This window comes from Salibacterium aidingense DSM 18341, from assembly GCF_000429685.1.
Taxonomy (GTDB): domain Bacteria; phylum Bacillota; class Bacilli; order Bacillales; family Marinococcaceae; genus Salibacterium; species Salibacterium aidingense.
This window is the reverse complement of sequence record NZ_AUCI01000003.1, coordinates 40,629-56,985: the sequence shown is the minus strand read 5'-3', so window position 1 is coordinate 56,985 and position 16,357 is coordinate 40,629. Positions and strand designations below refer to the sequence as shown.

The window sequence follows — 16,357 nt, the reverse complement described above, 5'->3', positions numbered from 1 at the left end:
AAGGGGATTGCTGGTATAATGCAATCAATAGATAGTTGGAGGAGAGACAATATGGAATCTGTTCAGTGGAATTTTCATTCCTATTTAAATTTATTCCGCGGTGTCTTAAAAGTAATGGAAGAAGACTGGCAAAAGGCGGCAAATGAGCTGGGAGTCACACAGGCCGAGCAGCATATACTCTGGATTATATACATAGAAGGCCAGGCTACGATGTCGCAGGTGGCGGACCTTGGCTTATGGGACTTATCAACCGTCATGCAGATTATGAAACGGCTGAGGGAGAAAAAATTAATCGAGGTAGAAAAAAATGACTCCGACCTCCGAGTATCCTACGTTTCGTTAACAGAAAAAGGAGAAGAAACCAGAAAAGCTTCCGCAGAAAGACACCACCGCTTATTTGATTTTTTAGCCGTCTATGCAGAAAAAGAATCAGACAGCGAAGCGATGCTGGAGAGTTTTCATGACTTTTTAAAAGAGGCCAATCTTTATTTTCACGGTCGTGAATTTGTAGACTGGGTGGGAAAGACAAGATCGTCTGAGACCACATAGGCGGGGTTTTTCTGCTTTTTAAGAAAGGGGAAGAGGATGGACGCAGCAGAATGGAAGGGGAAAATCATATTTCACATAGACATGAACAGTTTTTATGCCAGTGTGGAAAGAAATCACGATCCATCCCTGAAAGGAAAACCTCTAGCTATAGCAGGAAACCCGCGGGAACGAAAAGGAATCGTTGTGACGGCTAGTTATGAAGCAAGAGAATATGGCGTGAAAACAACGATGCCGGTGTGGGAGGCATTGAAAAAATGTCCCAGTCTTATTATTCGGAAGCCAGATTTTGAAAAATATAGAGCAGCTTCTGCGCAATTGTTTCAATTTCTGGAGGAATACACGGATTTAGTGGAGCCGGTTTCCATTGATGAAGGATTTATGGATGTTACAAGCGCTTTTAAAGAAAGAAATATTCTGGAAATGGCATCTGAAATCCAAAACCGACTGCAAAGGGAACTGGCCCTTCCTTCCAGTATCGGCATAGCCCCTGGAAAGTTTTTGGCTAAGATGGCGAGTGATATGAAAAAGCCGCTTGGGATTACGGTATTAAGAAAACGGGAGCTGCCGGAAAAACTATGGCCTCTTCCAGTGGGGGAAATGCACGGCGTTGGTAAAAAAACAGCAGAAAAGCTGAAGAGGCTTCACATTCATACGATTGGAGAGCTTGCTGCCCAGTCCCAGTTCACTTTGAAAGACCGATTTGGCGTAATGGGAATAAAACTTCACGAGCGTGCAAATGGAGTAGATGACCGCGATGTGGATCCAGAAGCAGCTCAAGAAGTAAAAAGCGTAGGGAATTCTACGACAATGTCTTACGACGTGACTCAAAAACAGGAACTGAAGCAGATTATCGCCCAGCTCTCTGAAAAAGTAGAACAAAGAATGAAGCGGAAGGGAGTCTGTTCCAACAATATTCAGCTTACGATCAGATACAGTGACCGGCAGACCATTACTAGAAGCAGGCAGCTGCTTAATCCCATGTTTTCCAAAGAAGAGATCAATACACAGGCTGCAGAGCTGTTGGATAAATACTGGAACACAAAGCCGGTAAGACTTTTAGGAGTCACAGGATTGAATGTCTTACCGGTTACTCAGGCATACAAACAGCTTGATTTGTTTTCTTATCAAAAAGATATCCAGGAGATGCAGATCACACAAACCGTTTCTCAATTAAAGGAAAAGTTTGGACATGATATTATTCAAAAAGGACAAAGGAATCATGATAATAAATAATATCCCGGGAAATAGTAATTCCCGGGTTTTTTAGTACCAAGGTACGATAAAATACTCCCGGCTTTTGACCGATAAAAAGAATAGAGAAAGCAAACGGGGTGAAAGGATGCAAGTAAATACATACATGCCCTCAAAACAAACCCAGACATCTTCGATGCGGATGCAGGAAGGGGAAGTCTATCGCGCCCGGATTTTAGAGAGAAGCGATAGTAAACAGGCCGTACTGGGGCTTCGGGGCGGAAAAATAAAAGCTTCTTTTGAAGGCGCGATGCCGCGTCAGAATCAAGTGGCTTTTCAGGTTACTGGAAATAAAGAAGGTGTCCTTCAGGTGAGAGCCCTGCAGCAGAATGCCGGCACCAGGACAGGGAGTTCCCTTGATATTTCCGGGATTTTAAAAAATCTCGGGATCCAGCGGCCATCCAATGCAATGACAAGTGCGGCGAAAACAATGCTTCAGGCCGGATCGCCCCTGACAAAGGATACAGCAGCCTCGGTGCAGCGATTTATAGAACAATCGACCGGAACCCAGGAACAAAAACAAAACACGATCCGGGCAGCATCAGCAAAAGGGGTTAAAATAAACAATACAAATCTGCAGCATATACATGAAGGGCTTCATCGTAAGAGTTCGATTGATTTTATAAATGATCTTACAAAACCCGGGACCTCTGTCTCCAATAAGGAAAATACAGATATAACAGCTGCGGTAAAAAATGCGTTAAAGACTTCTGGAAGCGCAGAAGACGGGGTCAAAGAAATAGCGGATGATATCCGCAGGAAGCTGCAAAATGGAGGATCTTTGGAAAAAGCCGTCACCTCTGTGAAAAAACAGCTCCTTAATCACCCTGATTTACCGAAAGAAGAAGCGGCACGGATTGAAAAAGCGGTAAAAGAGGCAGAACACTTGACGAACACAGGAAAAGAACGGCTTGAGAAGGCATTGCAGACCGTTCATTCCAAATCCACCGGCCCCACAGGTTCCCCGGGGGGGCTGGAAAAAACTTTTCAAGAACTGCACCAGCAATTAAAAAATGGGAAGCCTGTGGAGGAAGTTATCCAAAAAGCCAGAGAAGTACTTTCCGAGGCCAGTGTGGATAAGACTGTCAAACAAGCAGCGGAACAACAATTGGATAAAGTGGAACAACAGCTTCAGAATGGCAGCGGGAAGGAAGCACGCAGACAATTGGAACAGCTGCTTTCACCGCCCTCCTCCAACAAGCAGTCGGCGGCGGGGGACTTGCTGAACCAGATTCAGCGTATACAGGAGAAACTTGGAAGTTCAAGCGCAGCCCACCAGGAAATAAAACAGCTTTTGCAGGAAAACGGCATTCACGGAAAAGAAGCAGAACGTATTCTGAAATTAGTTTCCCAGCTCCAACAGTTGGATGAAGCTGGGAAACAACAACTTATGAATTCGCTGGACCGTACGCTTTCTTCAAGAACAGGGGAGACAGGAGGGCCTCAGGGTACCTTCCTTCAAAATGCGTTATCGAAAGTATGGAACAGCCTTCAGGAAGATCCTGACATGGAGAACGTGATGCAGAAAATGAAAACCGACCTTTCCGGTTTTCTGCCAGAAACCATACAAAAGCAGGTATCCGGCCAAATGGCCGAAGCAGAAGAACTCTTGAGAAATGGAAAGGAAATGGCTTCCCGACAGGCTGTCGATCAAATCCTTCAGGACATGAGACAAGCGGGGCAGACCGGAGAGTCTGTTCAGAACAGGCAGAGCTTTATGAATCCCGGTGCTTCTTATGCATTAAATGAAACCCAGCAGACCGTACCGCCTTTTGAAGCAAAGCAAATGCTTGAAACGAAAATAACGGATCGCATGGTGAGGGTCACGGATGATTTTAAGCAGCTGAGACAAAATACCGTAAAACAGCTGGATCAGGCAGCAAAAATGGTGGAACAGGAAAGACAGTCTGCTCCACAGGCGAAGCAGGTTCTCGAAGCAGCGATAAAAAAACTGGACCGCTCCATCCTGCGCAGTGATTTCATGCTTTTTACGGATATGAAGACCGAACGGAAAATGCTGCAGGCCAGCAGTCAATTGGCAGAAGCAAAAAACATGCTTTCAAAAGGCCAGAATCAGGCAGCCCTGAAGATAATAAAAGACGTGCAGCAATCAGTGGAGGCAATGGAATTTAAAGCGTCCGAACAGAAAGTGAAACATGTAATAACAAGAGAAGAAAGCATGGCCATCGATAAAAGCAGGCAGGGTGCTTTGCAGCAGGCTGCGGATCAATCGAGAGCTGTGACGCAGGAGCCCTCGTCACGACAGTTGTTTGAGCTTGTCCGTTCTCTCGGCCTTAACAGAGAAACAGAAATTGCTCAAAACCTTGCTTCGGGCGGAAAAGAACAACAGGGACAAACCGGCTCCCAGCAGCAGAACATGAAAGAAGCCCTTCTTCATTTATTAAAAAGGGAGGAGGGAGGAAGTACATTACAACAAAAAACCAGCCAAAGCCTGGCGAATGTTACCGGTCAGCAGCTTATGAGTAAATCAGATCAGGGAAATAACGTCCAGCAGCTCCTTTTTAACCTTCCTGTTCCGTTGAAGGATAAGCTCGAACAGTTACAGGTTTATGTTCAGTCCAGGCAGGAAGAAGGGCAGCTGGACTGGGAAAATTGTCATTTGTATTTCCTCATTGAAACCCCATCACTTGGGGAAACCGGAATTATGGTGCAGGCTGCAGACCGGCAGCTTTCTGTCACATTGAAAAACGATGAACCGGACTTCAAAGAGACGATGGAACCGCTGGTGGAACAAACGACCGAATCGATAAGTGATCTCGGCTATAACATTTATGATATACAGTATCAGCCGATGACGCCTCCTGCGGAGGAAGGGCAGGAGGAGGTCATGGAAAAAGAGGAGGAAAAACCAGCAGATTTGTTTCTTCCTTTTTATACGGAGAAAGGATTCGACTACAAAATATGATCCATTCCAATTATATTAATCAAAAAAACCGGAGAATGCAGAACGGCCCAACCGCAGCGGTGATTAAATACGATGAAGGGGAAGCCCCTCGTGTTACAGCGCAGGGCAGCGGAGACGTCGCCCGGCAGATATTGTCCCTGGCTGAAGAAAATGATATATACCTGCAGGAAGATCCAGGGCTTTTGGAAAGCCTGCTTGATATGGACCTTGGGGAAAATGTGCCGCCCCAGCTGTATTCCGTGATCGCGGAAGTATTACTGTTGATTGAAGAAATGGAAAAGAAATATTAACAGCCGGGACAGGACTGCCGATATTAATGGTAACTAAACAATCCGGTTGAAAAAGGATGAAAAATATGTTTCTCAGTGAAGAAATGTTGTTAAAAAAAACGCCGCAGCAGCTGACCGCGCTGTTGTATGAAGCATGTGAACGAAATCTTGAGGAAGCAGTTTCCAGTATGGAACAGAAGCATTTCACGGAAGCGAATCAAAAGTGCCAGCGCGCAATAGAGATTATTGAAAGACTTGGAGCAGGATTGAATTACGAAGCCGGGATCGTGGCAGATGAGCTGGATGCTTTGTATAACTATATGAATGAACAGCTTATTGCCGCTAATTATGAAAAAAACATAGAAACGGCACGGCATGTGTTACACCTGCTGCAGCGGATCGCGTCTTCCTGGAACGAAGCCCTTCAGACTCAGACAGACACACTGGGACGCCTTGAAAAGAAGCAAGCCAATGCTTATGAAAAACAGTTTCATTATGGAAAGTAAAAAGGGGAGAAGGAAATGAAAATCAACAGCAATATTCAGGCATTAAACGCCTACCGCAATTTAAACCAAAACCAAAGCCAGGTTTCAAAAAATCTGGAAAAGCTCTCTTCCGGGCTTCGTATTAACAGAGCGTCGGATGATGCGGCCGGCCTTGCGATTTCCGAAAAAATGCGTTCTCAGATCAGAGGTTTGAAGCAGTCGGAACGAAACTCCATGGACGGTATTTCGCTCATGCAGACCTCAGAAGGGGCGATGCAGGAAATGCATTCGATGCTGCAGCGAATGAGGGAATTATCCGTTCAGGCTGCCAACGATTCGAACACCGAATACGACCGCGGACAGATCCAGAAAGAGATCGATGAGCTGACTAAAGAAATTGACAGCATCTCCGAAAAAACAGAATTCAACACTAAAAAACTCCTCGACGGCTCCAGTGCTGTCTATGCCAGCATGGGGGAAGCTGATAATGGAGCCGGCCTTGCCTCTTCTCCAATGCCGGAAGACACCGATATCAAAGGTGGAAGTTATGAATTAGAAATAGATAGTGCTGATGTAAATATATCAGTGAGCGATAGTGGAACGAATATGGACGACCCTGCAAATTTTGAATTGACAGATAGCGATATGCCTTTAGGAGATTATAAGGTTGAAGTAGAAGACTATGATTCAGCAAATGAGAGTGCTAAGGTTACTGTGTTTGATCCAGACGGCGCTAAACTTGAAAGTAAAACGGTAAATACAGGCGGGGCCAGTAATGTGGGAGGAATGAAGGTACCTGCTGGAAGCATCGAAGGTAATGGCAGTGTAGAGGTCACAGCTGAAGCTTCCGGAAAAGTGACACTATTTCTGGATGGAGAAGAAGTTGAGACGATATCAGACTTTGATACGAAAAATGGAAAAGTAAGTATCGGAGGTCTGGAAATTCCGTTTGATTCAGACATTGATAATGGGACAACTAATTTTGAAGTCACCAATAACGCTTTGGCGTTTCAGATCGGGCCGAATTCGGATCAGCAGGTGATGGTGGATATTCCGGAACTGGATTCAGAGGAACTCGGCATTGCTGATGTCGATGTGACAACGTCGGAAGGCGCAGCGGCTGCGTTGGAAAAATTTGATAATGCCATTAATCAGGTGTCTGACGCTCGAGCCAAATTAGGAGCCGTGCAGAACCGTTTTGAACATACCGTCAACAATTTACAGGTGACCCATGAAAACCTGTCATCTTCGGAATCTAGAATTCGTGACGCGGACATGGCCCAGGAAATGACCGAATTCACAAGAAATAATATCATTAATCAATCAGCGACAGCAATGCTTGCCCAGGCCAACCAAATGCCGCAGGGCGTGCTCCAGCTTCTCCAATAGGAGAGCCTCTGTTTACGTTTAAACAAATTATGATAAAATGACCCTAGATTGACGGAAAAGGTCGTGACCATATGGATATCCAAAAAGTAATGCAGACAGGAACGACACCGCCGGCCCAAAAATCAAAAGAAGCCCCCCGCCCTGGTGTCACTTTTTCTGAAATCATGGAACAGCGCCGCAGTGATAAAGCTTACGATCGATTTACCAAAATAATTCAGGACATCGATGATCTAGGAAAAGTCCTGTCAGAATCGCGTACCGTTGAAGAACTTCGAAAATATAAGCAGCTCGTGAAAGATTTTATGGAGGAAGCCGTTGAGCACGGCCTGAATCTGGAAGAAAAGCGGGGCTTTAATCGGAGGGGACGCACCAAAGTATATAAAATTGTAGAGGAAGTAGACCAAAAACTGCTCGATTTAACCAATTCAGTAGTGGATCAACAGAAAAGCAGTCTGGACATTCTCGACCAGGTGGGAGAAATCCGGGGGCTGCTTGTCAATATTTACGCATAACGAATGGAGAACCAATCCCCCAGCTGGAAATGGTTCTCTTCTTCATTTCCATTCTGATTATTGTATAATGAAACAGATAGGTTATAATGAAGATAAAACGAGGTGCCTTTTTTATGAAAGTAAAAGTCTTATTCCTCTGTTTGGGTAATATCTGCCGCTCCCCGATGGCGGAAGCAGTGTTCCGAAGTAAAGTGGAACAAGCTGGTTTAGAGGAATCCATAGAGATTGACTCAGCCGGACTGGGCCACTGGCATATTGGAAAACCTCCGCATAAAGGGACAAGAAAGCTGTTAAAGAAAAATAAAATATCGTTCAAAAACATTACAGCCCGGCAGCTGGATGACGAGGATGTAAATCGTTTCGATTACATTATTGCGATGGATCAGGCCAATAGGACAGAACTGGGAGAACCGGAAGGGCCTTTTATCGGCAAACTCCTGGATTTTCATCCCGCCCTTCAGGGAGAAGATGTACCTGACCCTTATCACACCGGAAATTTTGATGAAGTGTATGATATGATACATAGCAGCTGCGAGTACTTTTTAGACTGGCTTCGAAAGCGGGAAAACCTATGAATGAAAACTTAACAATGGCATTACGGCAGGCCGGCATCCAGGAAGAGGTAAAGAACATACAACAGGTTTCCGGCGGAAGTATCAGCAAGGCTTTTATGGTGGATACCGGGCGTGCCTCCTATTTTATAAAATGGCACGAAGAAGCTCCTACTGACTTTTTCCGGCAGGAAGCCCTGGGGCTGGAGTTTTTGGCAGAGGCGGAAGCATTATCCGTCCCATATGTATATGCCTGGGATAAAAAATTTATCGTCATGGAGCCCGTAAACGGCCGCTCTGCTTTTGGTACGGAAGAAGAGCTGGGCCGGGGGATGGCTGTCCTCCATTCGACAAAAGGGACGGTTTTTGGACTGGAAGAAGATAACTTTATTGGGGAGCTTCCTCAGATAAATGGCTGGGAGGAGTCCTGGCTTCCTTTTCTGCGGGAGAAACGCCTGCGGCCGCAGATCGATCTGGCCCGATCCCTGGGGAGGCTGCCGGAATCAAGAGCAAAACGAGCCTATCGACTATTGGAGCGCCTGGACAAGTGGATTCCCGACCATCATCAGCCTGTAAAGTTACACGGGGATCTTTGGGGAGGGAACTGGCTCCCGGGACGGGACGGACAACCCTATTTTATTGACCCCGCTGTCTGGTATGGGGATCATGAATTTGAACTTGCCTTTACTTATTTATTCGGAGGATTTTCCGAAACAGTGTATCAAGCTTATCAGGAACATAAACAGATTGATTCTTTATTTGAAGAAAGAAAACCTCTGTACCAGCTCTATTACCTGCTGGTGCATTTGAATATTTTTGGGGAAAGCTACGGCTCTCCGGTGGACCGGATTCTGAAAAAATATACTGAATAAGAAAAAGGGAGCTCCGGGCGTTCAGACCGCCCGGGCTCCCTTTTCTTCAGACCCCTGTTTCTCCTTTTGTTTATTGGTTTTGGATAGCGGGAATGGAGCCAGCGATGGCTCTGCTGAAACCAGAGAACGACACGAGGTGAAATGATGGTAAAAGACTGGATACGATTAATACAGGCCCGGAAATGGATGAAGAAAACGGGAGCTTTTCTTCCGGCTTGGCATGCCTATCTTGGCTATTCGCTGGACTTATTTGATCTGTTTCATAAACCAGCCTGTCCCGGCTGTATCGCCAGGTTATACAACTTGGATGAAACGCTGCTGCGAAGGTGGATAGAGGTAGGCTTAACTTTGGGGCATTTAGAGCCCAAAGGAAATGGGAAAGTAAAAAGCAAAAAAGCGTACAGAAGGTATTTGTCCAAAAATAGTCCGTACTCCATAGGGAGCTTGTTGGAAGAAATGCTTGAACTTCATATCCCTGCGCTGCTGGACTATCCCAGTTTGATCAACCAAAACAGCAAAGCCCCTTATCTGGAAAAAGAGTATGGCGGGACAGTGGCCCAAACCTCTGAGTTATTGGAGTCCTACGCCTTTCCCAAAATAGCGGAGAGGATTAAAAAAAGGAAGGCAGGCTCCCTGCTTGATATGGGATGCGGCTACGGAGGGTATTTGAAAAGGATATATAATCAGTATCCCCGGATGAGACTGATTGGCATCGAGATTAACCCAAATGTTTATCAGGAAGCGTACACCAGATTAAAACATACTGCGGTAGAAGTAAGGCATGATGATATGATGGCGGTGGAGGGAAATGACCGCCGTATGGAAATGATTATGATGAATAACGTATTATACTATTTTCCACGTGAAAGCCGCCCGTCTTTGTTTGAAAAGGCTGCGGATATGATGACAGCGAAAGGAACCCTGCTTGTAATCTCCCCTTTGTCTAATGCTAAACACGGGAAAGCATTTTCTGCGGCGTTTAATAGTTTCCTGTCTGTTCATCACAATCTATTTCCCTTACCTTCCGTAAAGGAATTAAAAGAAGACAGTAAAACCTCCGGATTTAAAATAAAAAGGATGGATACAGTCGTGAAAGAAGGCGGATGGTACCTCATTGAATTACAAAAACAATAATAAACATACACGTCTCCCCCTGCGGATGAATAAAATGAAGTGATGTGTTTTTTTCAGAAAGGGGTATTTTTATGTGCGGTATTACTGGTTGGCTTCATTTTGATAAAAATATGAAAGAAAATGAGGGGCAGATTGTAAAAATGATGGATACCCTTCATTTCAGGGGGCCGGATGAAAAAAACGTATATGCCGCAGATCATATAGGTTTTGGCCATACCCGTTTAATTGTTATTGACCCGGACGGCGGGAGACAGCCGATGCAGAAAATTTACGACAACAGTAATTATGTCATGGTGTACAACGGGGAATTATATAATACCGAAAAGGTTCGTACGCAATTAAAACAGCTGGGCCATACGTTCTCCTCTCATTCTGATACGGAGGTCGTATTAACATCTTATATAGAATGGGGAAACCGCTGTGTTGAAAAATTGAATGGTATCTTTGCTTTTGCGATCTGGGATGAAACCAATCAGGAGCTGTACTTAGTGAGAGACCGACTAGGGGTCAAACCGCTGTTTTATACAGAAACCAGGGACGGCTTTTTGTTTGGATCAGAAATAAAAGCACTGCTGGCCCATGAAAGTGTAGAACCGCATGTCGATGAAGCGGGTCTCTTGGAATTATTCAGCCTGGGCCCTTCCAGAACTCCGGGATATGGTATTTATAAAGGGATATATGAAGTGAAACCAGGTCATGCGATGAAGATTTCCCGGGATGGAAAGAAATCTATCTGCTACTGGAACGTCCAAAGCCGGTCCCATTCAGAGTCACTTGAAGAGACAGTGGATCAGGTGCGGTCGTACCTTTCTGCTGCCGCGGATAGACAGCTGGTATCGGATAAACCGATCAGTACATTTCTGTCAGGAGGGTTGGATTCCAGTGCTCTGACCGCATTTGCAGCTGCCAGACACGAAGGAAAGCTCCATACCTTTTCGATTGATTATGAGGAAAATGACAAATATTTTAAAGCTAACGATTTTCAGCCGGACAGTGACAAATGGTACATTGATCAAATGAAAGAGGTGTTTGGAACCGAGCATCACTATGAAACGGTAGATATTGATACATTGATTCATGAGCTGGAAGAAGCGGTGATCGCACGTGATCTTCCGGGGATGGCGGACATTGATTCATCGTTATTGTGGTTCTGCCGGAAAATAAAACACCAAGCAGTGGTGTCCCTGTCCGGGGAATGTGCGGATGAGATTTTCGGAGGGTATCCGTGGTTTTATAAACAAGAATTAATGAATAGAAAAGGTTTCCCGTGGATAGATTCCCTGCCTGAACGCCAGAAACTTCTCCATAAAAAATGGAGAAAAAAACTGCCGCTGGAAGAGCATGCGTATCAACGGTATACAGAAACGATAAAGGAGACTCCTCTAAACGGGGAAGAAGACAGGGAGGAGCGCCGCCATAAAGAAATGTCATATCTTAACATGCAATGGTTTATGCAGACCCTTCTGGAAAGAAAGGACCGGATGAGTATGCGGGCCAGCCTTGAAGTCAGGGTGCCTTTTGCAGATCATGAACTGGTAGAATACGTTTGGAATATCCCTGCTGAGTGGAAGAGGTACGGAGGAAAAGAAAAAGGAATTCTGCGGGAAGCCTTAAAAGGGGTGCTGCCTCAGGATGTCTTATACCGAAAGAAAAACCCTTATCCAAAAACTCATCACCCCCGTTATACAGAAGGAATGACCCGCAAACTGCAGAACGTGCTGGAGAAGAATGATGCTCCCTTGTACGATCTGATAGATCCTAAAAAATTGAAACGTCTGGTAAACAGTCAAGGCTCTTCTTTTCCCCGGCCATGGTACGGCCAGCTCATGAGCGGACCGCAGCTATTGGCATATTTCTGGCAGGTGAATTACTGGATGGAAGCGTATGATATCAAAATAAAATAAAACTCCATCCGTGGAAGTTCCTTTGGGCCCTGCAGGAAAGGCAAAAGCTCGAAGGATCAAGGTGTTCGCCGCTTTGTTCCCGCCGCTTATGGAAACCGGCAGGGCCAGGCCTCTGGACAAAAAAGAAAGCTGCCCATTAGGACAGCTTTCTTTTTTATGGAAGCCGCTTCCGAAATGAATAGATGTCAGCGGTATAATATGTTTTGAACAGTATCCTCGATCATGGGCTCAACAGCTTCAAACAAAAATCCACTTTTCCTCGCTTTGGTTGTATCCATAAAATATGTAGTGTGCGGAAAAGGATATTGATTTTCCACCGTAATATCAGCTGTTGTTCTAGGTTCCGTTTTCGTGAGCTCTCCAATTCGGTTCAGTAATTGGGCTGGCGTGATCGTTCCCTGCGAGGCTGCATTAACCGCTCCTTTGAGGGGCTTGTCTTTGATCCAGGCAAGAAAACGAGCCGCATCTTCAGCAGAAATAAAGGATTGCTTTATACCTGTATCTGCGATGCCGATGGGGGTTTCGTTTCTTATCCGGTCCACCAGTGTCTCAAGCCTATTTGTATAATCACTGGTTCCGAGAACGACAGGGAATCGAACATAAGTCGTTACAAATGAAGCGTGTTGTGCAAATACCGCTTCGGCAAGCTGTTTTCCTTCCCCGTATCCGGTTTGTTCCTCGGAGTCTCCCTGTAACGAAACCAGCGCTGGATTAAAATCTTTCTCGAACAGCGCCTGACGAGAATCAGGATACACAGCCATGGTGGAAGTCATAATATAATGCCCTGTGTGTCCACGGAATACTTCTGTGCTGATGGCAGCATCGGCCGCATTAAAACAGAGCTGGTCATAAATAACATCAAACTGCTTGCCGGAAAACGCTTTGGACATTTGTTTCAAAGAAGACCGGTCTACCTTTACAAAGGAGCATTCTTTCAGAAAAGAAGGACGTTGATTTCCTCTTGTTGCAACTGTTATTTGGTGACCTTCGGAAAGCAATATGTCTATAAGCGCTTTACCAAAAAACCTGGTACCTCCCAATACTAAAATGTTCATGATTAACGATTCTCCTTTCTGAAACCAGCTTATCATAAATAAAAGAGGGATACCTTGTTTTTCCAACAATACTCTTAACTGTAGAAGAGAGGACAAGGAAAGGAATACAAGTTATGATGGAATAAGAAGAAGTTTGGTTTGCCCTGCGGGAAATTGTGATATAAGATGAAAAGGAAGTATACGCAGAAGAAAGCAGTTTCAACCTGCAATTAAACCATCTCTATGAAAACAAAATTACGCAGGCCGGACATTCGCTTAAAAATTTAACCATTTTACCAGGAGAGGTGGAGGACGATGTTAAAAAAACTTTTCGGTAAAGGTGAGAACCAGAAAACCATTGAAATCAAAGCGCCGGTAACAGGCAGGTATGTAGAATTATCCGATGTGCCGGACCCTACATTTTCCGAAAAAATGATGGGGGATGGGTTTGCTGTAGAACCCTCGGAGGGAAAAGTTTTATCTCCGATCAAAGGAAGGATTGTCCAGGTGTTTCCGACAAATCATGCCGTTGGTATTAAATCGGAGGAGGGGCTGGATGTTTTAATCCATATTGGACTTGAAACAGTTTCTTTAAAGGGAAAAGGGTTTGACGTACATGTGAAGGAAGGAGACAAAGTGGATATTGGTTCTCCATTAGTGGATTTTTCCCTGGAAGATATTCAGCAGGAAGCAAAAAGTGCAGTTACTCCGCTTGTTCTTACAGAAGAATCACAGGTGGCGGATATTTCACGGCAGGACGTAAAAGAAATAACAGGCGGCAAGAGCACCGTCATGATCGTAACAGTAAAATAATCGGTGTTATAGACGTTTTACACCGCTTATAAAAAGCAGCGAGTTAATAATTGGAGAGTTAGGCATGATCGTTCAAAAGGTATTGAACCATAACGCGGCTATTGTTGTCGATGAAAATGAAGAGAAAGTAGCGATAGGCTCCGGGATAGCTTTTAAAAAAAAGAAGCATGACTACATCAACCCGGATCATATTGAAAAGCTCTTTGTCTTACCAGAGGAGCAGAGTGATCCGTTTACTCATTTACTGGAATCCGCTGAAAACTGGGAAACTGGTTTGATTCAGAATGTTATCTTCTGGATTGAAAAAGAGTATGAGTTACAGTTGGATAGTCATTCTTACGCTTTATTATTCGATCATTTTATCCATTTAATGAAACGGCTGCATCATGGAACCCATCTTGTAAATCATCTGCTTCAGGAAATTCAGACGCTGTATCCTGATTCTTTCCATATTGCTGAAAGGGCTGCAGCAAAGCTCTCCGAAGAATCCGGATTCTCTATTTCCCAGGATGAAACCGGTTTTTTGGCTATGCATTTATATGCTGCAGGCCAAAAGAGAACGTCCCCAAAAAGGGTACGGCAGCATACAGAAATACTGAATTCAATGGTGTCGGTGATGGAAGAGGATTTAAATACAATTTTTCCCCGCCGTACGATGGCCTATGAAGGGTTAATCAGCCACCTGCATGTGACGGTGAAGGCGGCTGAATTGAATGAGGCACTCACCAAAGCACCTGCGGAAATGATTGAAATGATGAGGGAGAAATATCCTGCTTCGTACCATGCTGCCGAAAAAGCGGTAGCTGTTTTGCAGAAAGAACAGGGATTATCGATCCCAAATGATGAAAGTGTCTACATAGCGATGCATATCCAGCGGCTGCTAAGCAGAACAGAATAGCATTTCCCCGGCTTAAGCGCATTATTTGTGTCTATCTGCAATGGTCAAATGTTTTTTCATATGCTATACTGAATGTCATTATTTCCACAGATTTTATTAGAGATAATCAAGAAAAAAGTACGTGAAGTGAGGGATGAAAGTGGTTTCTCAGGTAAAACTTTATGATACTACGCTGCGCGACGGTACGCAGGGAGAGGGAATCAGCCTGTCGGTCGATGATAAACTGAAAATTGCCGTAAAATTGGATCAATTAGGTGTAAAATATATTGAAGGCGGATGGCCGGGAAGCAACCCGAAAGATATGAATTTTTTTGAAGAGGCCAAACACCTTTCGCTCGAAACAGCTGTCATTACCGCGTTTGGCAGTACGAGAAGGTCCGGGGTGGCTGCAAAAGAAGATCCTAATCTGGCCCGTATTCTGGAAAGCGGCGTAGAAGCAGCGGCTATTTTCGGGAAGTCCTGGGATTTTCATGTAAAAGAGGCGCTGCAGACTTCTCTTGATGAAAACGTCTCTATGATTTATGATTCCGTTCGTTATTTAAAAGAAAAAGGGCTGGAAGTCATATTTGATGCGGAACACTTTTTTGATGGGTACAAAAACAATCAGGCCTATGCAATGGAAACAATCGCGGCTGCAGAAGAAGCAGGAGCAGACTGTATTGTATTATGTGATACAAACGGAGGGTCCCTGCCTTCCGAGATTTCCAGTATATTACAGGAAGTAAAGCGGCACATTACGATTTCCATTGGCATTCACTGTCATAATGACGGGGAACTCGCTGTCGCCAATACACTTGAAGCGGTAAAAGCGGGGGCAGATCATATCCAGGGAACCATTAACGGATACGGCGAACGGTGCGGAAATGCAAACTTGATTTCTATCATTCCTAATCTGCAGTTAAAAATGGGCATTTCCTGTCTGGACGATAAAAGTATGAAACAACTGACGGAAACCTCTATATACGTACATGAACTTGCCAACCAGACTCCGCCTAACAGCCAGCCTTTTACTGGAAAGAGCGCGTTTGCCCACAAAGGCGGTATGCATGTAAGCGCTGTGCTGAAACATCCGGAAACTTATGAGCACATTGTCCCTGATAACATTGGGAATGAACGAAGAGTCCTTGTCTCCGAATTGTCCGGGCAGAGTAATTTATTATTTAAAGCGGAGGAACTTGGAATTCCGCTGGATAAAAACGATCCGGCTGTTAAGGAAACCATCGAAAAAATGAAACAGATGGAGCATAAAGGATACCAGTATGAAGCGGCGGAAGCCTCCTTTGAGCTGTTAATACGCAATGGTCTGGGAGAAAAGCACGAGTACTTTCATTTAGATCATTTTAAGATTATTTCAGAAAAACAAAAAGAGGGGGCGATCAGTACAGAAGCGCTGGTGAAAATAGATATTCAAGGGCAGAGTGTGATGACGGCAGCAGAAGGAAACGGACCGGTCAATGCCCTTGACTATGCTCTGCGGAAAACGATCGGCGAGTATTATCCATTAGTACACGAAATGTATTTATCGGATTATAAAGTACGTGTATTGGATGAAGCGGAAGCTACGGCATCCACCGTTCGGGTGCTTATTGAATCATCGGATGGCAAGGAGACCTGGAGTACTATCGGTGTTTCCGGAAACATTGTCGAGGCCAGCTGGCAGGCCCTGGTGGACAGTATCCGCTATTATTTTATGAAACACTCAGATCGGTTAACAAAATTGAATACGCCCTTAGTGCAGCCGGAAGCCGGAGTCAAAAACCACTGAATGAA

General features: G+C 44.8%; 15 protein-coding genes. 14 read left to right on the top strand and 1 reads right to left on the bottom strand.

Going from position 1 to position 16,357, the window contains the following annotated elements; translation table 11 throughout:
• Positions 1 to 51 precede the first annotated feature (51 nt).
• The 11 genes from G475_RS26265 to asnB all read left to right on the top strand — a co-directional run bounded on the left by G475_RS26265 (position 52) and on the right by asnB (position 11,842).
• Positions 52 to 549, top strand: coding sequence for a MarR family winged helix-turn-helix transcriptional regulator (locus G475_RS26265; RefSeq protein ID WP_051302165.1), 498 nt, complete (start codon positions 52 to 54; stop codon positions 547 to 549).
• 36 nt (positions 550 to 585) lie between these two features.
• The gene (locus G475_RS24215; RefSeq protein ID WP_035710325.1) at positions 586 to 1,782 is read left to right on the top strand and encodes a DNA polymerase IV; all 1,197 of its coding nucleotides are present in this window, start codon (positions 586 to 588) and stop codon (positions 1,780 to 1,782) included.
• Positions 1,783 to 1,888: 106 nt separating this feature from the next.
• Positions 1,889 to 4,726 carry a hypothetical protein gene (locus G475_RS0104325; protein WP_156911622.1) on the top strand — a complete coding sequence of 946 codons (2,838 nt, stop codon included), beginning with the start codon at positions 1,889 to 1,891 and terminating at the stop codon, positions 4,724 to 4,726.
• A complete protein-coding gene (locus G475_RS0104320) occupies positions 4,723 to 5,016 on the top strand; it encodes an EscU/YscU/HrcU family type III secretion system export apparatus switch protein (RefSeq protein WP_026700229.1) in 294 nt (97 codons plus the stop codon). The genes G475_RS0104325 and G475_RS0104320 overlap by 4 nt, the downstream gene beginning before the upstream one ends.
• Positions 5,017 to 5,081: 65 nt before the next feature.
• A complete protein-coding gene (gene fliS, locus G475_RS0104315) occupies positions 5,082 to 5,501 on the top strand; it encodes a flagellar export chaperone FliS (protein WP_233275726.1) in 420 nt (139 codons plus the stop codon).
• A gap of 15 nt (positions 5,502 to 5,516) precedes the next feature.
• Positions 5,517 to 6,869: a flagellin N-terminal helical domain-containing protein gene (locus G475_RS0104310; protein WP_026700227.1), complete on the top strand. Its 1,353-nt coding sequence runs from the start codon at positions 5,517 to 5,519 to the stop codon at positions 6,867 to 6,869.
• A gap of 71 nt (positions 6,870 to 6,940) precedes the next feature.
• Positions 6,941 to 7,381 (top strand): YaaR family protein, encoded by a 441-nt coding sequence (locus tag G475_RS0104305; RefSeq protein ID WP_026700226.1) that lies wholly within the window; start codon positions 6,941 to 6,943, stop codon positions 7,379 to 7,381.
• 113 nt (positions 7,382 to 7,494) lie between these two features.
• Complete coding sequence (locus tag G475_RS0104300; protein WP_035710230.1) at positions 7,495 to 7,956, top strand: low molecular weight protein-tyrosine-phosphatase; 462 nt, start codon at positions 7,495 to 7,497, stop codon at positions 7,954 to 7,956.
• Positions 7,953 to 8,804: a fructosamine kinase family protein gene (locus G475_RS0104295; RefSeq protein ID WP_026700224.1), complete on the top strand. Its 852-nt coding sequence runs from the start codon at positions 7,953 to 7,955 to the stop codon at positions 8,802 to 8,804. The genes G475_RS0104300 and G475_RS0104295 overlap by 4 nt, the downstream gene beginning before the upstream one ends.
• A 144-nt stretch (positions 8,805 to 8,948) precedes the next feature.
• A complete protein-coding gene (locus G475_RS0104290; protein ID WP_026700223.1) occupies positions 8,949 to 9,938 on the top strand; it encodes a class I SAM-dependent methyltransferase in 990 nt (329 codons plus the stop codon).
• 71 nt (positions 9,939 to 10,009) lie between these two features.
• Entirely contained in the window at positions 10,010 to 11,842 is a 1,833-nt protein-coding gene (asnB, locus tag G475_RS0104285) for an asparagine synthase (glutamine-hydrolyzing) (protein WP_026700222.1), read from the top strand.
• A gap of 185 nt (positions 11,843 to 12,027) precedes the next feature.
• Here the strand turns inward: asnB and G475_RS24210 are convergent, their stop codons facing one another.
• Positions 12,028 to 12,897 (bottom strand): NAD-dependent epimerase/dehydratase family protein, encoded by an 870-nt coding sequence (locus tag G475_RS24210; protein WP_035710322.1) that lies wholly within the window; start codon positions 12,895 to 12,897, stop codon positions 12,028 to 12,030.
• 294 nt (positions 12,898 to 13,191) lie between these two features.
• Here G475_RS24210 and G475_RS0104270 point away from each other — a divergent pair, with 294 nt between their 5' ends.
• From G475_RS0104270 to cimA, 3 genes are all read left to right on the top strand, one after another.
• The gene (locus G475_RS0104270) at positions 13,192 to 13,689 is read left to right on the top strand and encodes a PTS sugar transporter subunit IIA (RefSeq protein ID WP_026700221.1); all 498 of its coding nucleotides are present in this window, start codon (positions 13,192 to 13,194) and stop codon (positions 13,687 to 13,689) included.
• Positions 13,690 to 13,753: 64 nt separating this feature from the next.
• On the top strand, positions 13,754 to 14,587 hold the full coding sequence (locus G475_RS0104265; RefSeq protein ID WP_026700220.1) for a PRD domain-containing protein: 834 nt from the start codon (positions 13,754 to 13,756) through the stop codon (positions 14,585 to 14,587).
• Positions 14,588 to 14,720: 133 nt separating this feature from the next.
• Complete coding sequence (gene cimA / locus G475_RS0104260) at positions 14,721 to 16,352, top strand: citramalate synthase (RefSeq protein WP_035710224.1); 1,632 nt, start codon at positions 14,721 to 14,723, stop codon at positions 16,350 to 16,352.
• The last annotated feature ends 5 nt before the right edge of the window (positions 16,353 to 16,357 follow it).